Raw genomic sequence first — 3,164 nt, 5'->3', positions numbered from 1 at the left:
TACCGACGGGCCGACACCAGGCGGGCGTCCAGAAGGAGAAGGGCCATGCGCGGGGCGTCCGAGACGTCGTTCGAGGCCAGAGGTTAAGGAACAAGCTGAGAAGCTGTGTCGGATCCTTACATGACAAGTCGAGCGGGCATGACGTGCAGGTCGGAGGGCTTGTCGCGGTTGCGGGTCGCAGTGGCTGGCCACTCCTGGGGCACCACCCTGGGCGGATGGATAGCCTGTCCGGGTGACGGATGAAGCCACCGTGTGGCCGGCCCTTGCCGCTCTCCTTCCTCCTGCGCACGCGCAAGAGGTCATGGACTCCTGCGCCATCGGAGAGCAGGAGTCCGCCCTCGACCTGGTCGTCTCTAATCTGCTCGCCCAGGACATTCCAATTGGCGAGGACGTGCGTGCACATCTGGCGGTCACCGCCGAGGAGTGGGGCCAGCGGGAAGCCCTTGAAGAGCGGATCTGGCAGTGCCGCTCCGCCGATTCCGAAAGCCTCAGCATGCGATTGGTCGCCTCGGCAGACGCCGTCCCCCTGAACGGGGCCTCGCTTAGCTCCGCGCCGGAGCTTGCTGGTCTGCTCGTCGTCCCGTGGATCGCCTGCATCCGTTGTGGGCAACTCCTGGGCCGTGCCCACAAGCGCGAAGCCTGGGGCGATCTGTCCTACCTGGCCGCCTACTACGTACTCTTCCACCCTGGTCGGGCAGCGAAGACCATGGTTTTCGGCCCCACGGCCGCGCAGGACGCGCTTACCGTCCTCACCTCGCGTCCCAGCACACAGCAGCAGTCTGGCCAGCCGTAAGAGATGGCCTGCCAGGTGAGGGGTGGGCCGGTGCGGATACCGCCCGTACGCTGACGTCATGGGCAGGGACGGGGTGCCTCGGCTGCGGCTGGTCGTGGTCACGGACGACGACGCGGGGCCGCGGCTGTGTCGTGGGTGCGGGAGTCCGCTGATGGCCGGTACCAAAACTCCCGGCTATACCGACCGGCAACCAACTGACCCGCATCACCACCAAAAACGTCAGCACCGGATCGGCATCCGTGTCACCACTCAAAAACCCCGACCACAACAGGCTGTACAGCAGAAACCGCGCCATACCACACTGACATCCCGATACCGAAGCACCACTGACACAACCCCGCAGATCATCAGATTCGCAGACGGCACCCACCGGCACCAGCTCAGCGCCCGCTACGGACTCGACCGCCGCATCGTCCGCATCGCGCTCCAGCACCAGCAACCACGCGAGCCCATGCGCCGCACCCCCGATCCCATCGCGCTTCTGTCAGCAATCGACCCCGTCGACCTCAACAAGCTGCACAACATGCTCACCCGGTGATTTTCGGCATCAGACGCCCCCGACCAGATGCGTCCGAGACGCTACAGCCGTGCTCACCTGCGGCGAGAGGTGCCAGTAGCAGCCAGCAGATTCCGAACCTCCATCACGCTCATGCCCGCACGCTCAGCGATGCGAGCAACCGGCTCCCCGGCTCGGTACGCGCTGACAACCGCTGCGGTCAGCTTCCGGCGGGCGGCGTGGACCGCCGTTTGTGCCTCACGCAGTGCCACAGCCGCCGTCTCCAGGTCATTCTCCTCGCTCGCCACAACAGTCATCGTGCCAGCGGGCGTGCAGGGCCGGTACGGTGGGCGTGTTCCAGCACGAGGCAAGGGGTGGCGGCATGGCGGGCGAGACGCTGGTGACGGTGGTGGGCAACCAGACCGCCGACGTGGAACTGCGTTACACCAACTCCGGTATCCCGGTGGCCGGGTTCACCCTCGCCTCCACGCCAAGGACGTTCGACCGGGACCGCAACGAGTTCGTCGACGGGGAGCCGCTGTTCCTGCGCTGCTCACTTTGGCGACAGGCCGGCGAAAATGCCGCGCAGTCGCTGTCCAAGGGGATGCGCGTCATCGTCCAGGGCCGCCTCAAGCAGCGCACATTCGACGACAAGGAAGGCCAGCGCCGCACCGTCTTCGAGATCGACGCCGAGGAGGTCGCAGCCTCACTGACGTATGCGACCGCGACCGTCACCAAGACCTACCGCGCAGGAGTGCCCGCCCAGAGCGGGCCCGCGCCGACAGCCAGGCCGGGATCCGATGTCACTCCCGCACAGTCGTCCCCCAGCTCGGCGCCCGCCGAGCCGCACCCGTTCTGACCAGCAGCCGGTCAGCCCCAGAACGCGTGCCGCGGATCGTCCAGGACAGTCAGGGCCTCGTCGAGTGACGGGGCTGTCGGCAGGTGATCGCACGGATACCAGCGGCCGTTGCGGTCCGCCCCGTCCACCTGCCACCCCTCATCAGTACGCCGCAACCGAGCAATCCGACGTGAGGTCCACTCCCCGACCCCGTCCCACGGCGCACGCTCCTCGGTGATCACAGCGGCATTGCCCCGCACCGCGCACCCCACCGCCACTTCCGCCTTCGCATGCGCAGGGATGCGCTCCTCGGCCCACTTCTTCAGCCTGGCCCGGTCCAGCTCGGAGATCTTCACGTCCCTCACCGTAACTCTGGCCACGTATGCGAATCTGCACGACACCGACCAGCACAAACACACTCCGATGTCACCGACAGAGCATCACCCCGATGACACCACCCGCCGAATCACCCCAGGCCACACACCCACAACCGCCCAGTGACACCCACCGCAGCCCCGGTGAGCTTCCAACACCAAGCAGAGGCGCGACAAACTCACCCAGGAACAGCAGGCCGCGCTTCGGAAACTGGGCGTCAACTGGGCGTGACCGTCTGCGGGCCAAGGCGCGGCCGAGCCCTCACAGGTGCAGACGCCAAGGAGCACTCAACCTTGCCGTTTACTACTCGCGGGCGGTCCCGTGCAACGTGCGACCGAGCACGGGACCGCCAAGCCCTGCCCTCCTGTCCGAGCCGGGCACTGAAAACCGTACGAAAACACACTGCCAAGCGCACCCCCAACAGCGCGCAGGAGCGGCCTGCGATACCGCGGGTAGCCCCTCACCCCACCGGTGCGCTGGGAGGTCTGCAGCAGGATCGGCCACCACGGTGGGGACTACTCGTGTCCGAGCAGACGAGCGATCTCGTCCTCCTCGGCTCGCTGCCTGCCCTCTCTGTCAGCCTTGGGTGAGACATCCCGCTTCGCCGGGTTAGCCTGAGAGGGCGCGACAGGAGAACCACCCCCTCATGACCAGCACCAACC

4 protein-coding genes are annotated in these 3,164 nt (G+C 66.8%); 3 read left to right on the top strand and 1 reads right to left on the bottom strand.

Going from position 1 to position 3,164, the window contains the following annotated elements; all coding sequences use genetic code 11:
- Positions 1-232: 232 nt before the first annotated feature.
- The 3 genes from ACWEK3_RS42235 (at position 233) to ACWEK3_RS42225 (ending at position 2,148) form a co-directional block, all read left to right on the top strand.
- Entirely contained in the window at positions 233-793 is a 561-nt protein-coding gene (locus ACWEK3_RS42235) for a hypothetical protein (protein ID WP_453252256.1), read from the top strand.
- Between the two features lie 151 nt (positions 794-944).
- Positions 945-1,331 (top strand): hypothetical protein, encoded by a 387-nt coding sequence (locus tag ACWEK3_RS42230; RefSeq protein WP_453252255.1) that lies wholly within the window; start codon positions 945-947, stop codon positions 1,329-1,331.
- Between the two features lie 340 nt (positions 1,332-1,671).
- Entirely contained in the window at positions 1,672-2,148 is a 477-nt protein-coding gene (locus tag ACWEK3_RS42225) for a single-stranded DNA-binding protein (RefSeq protein ID WP_453252254.1), read from the top strand.
- 11 nt (positions 2,149-2,159) lie between these two features.
- Here the strand turns inward: ACWEK3_RS42225 and ACWEK3_RS42220 are convergent, their stop codons facing one another.
- Positions 2,160-2,483: a DUF3024 domain-containing protein gene (locus ACWEK3_RS42220; protein WP_453252253.1), complete on the bottom strand. Its 324-nt coding sequence runs from the start codon at positions 2,481-2,483 to the stop codon at positions 2,160-2,162.
- Positions 2,484-3,164: the final 681 nt, after the last annotated feature.

The sequence above is a fragment of the Streptomyces sp. NPDC004721 genome (assembly GCF_053601495.1).
Note: the sequence above shows the minus strand (reverse complement) of the source record. Positions and strands in the feature narration are given on the sequence as shown.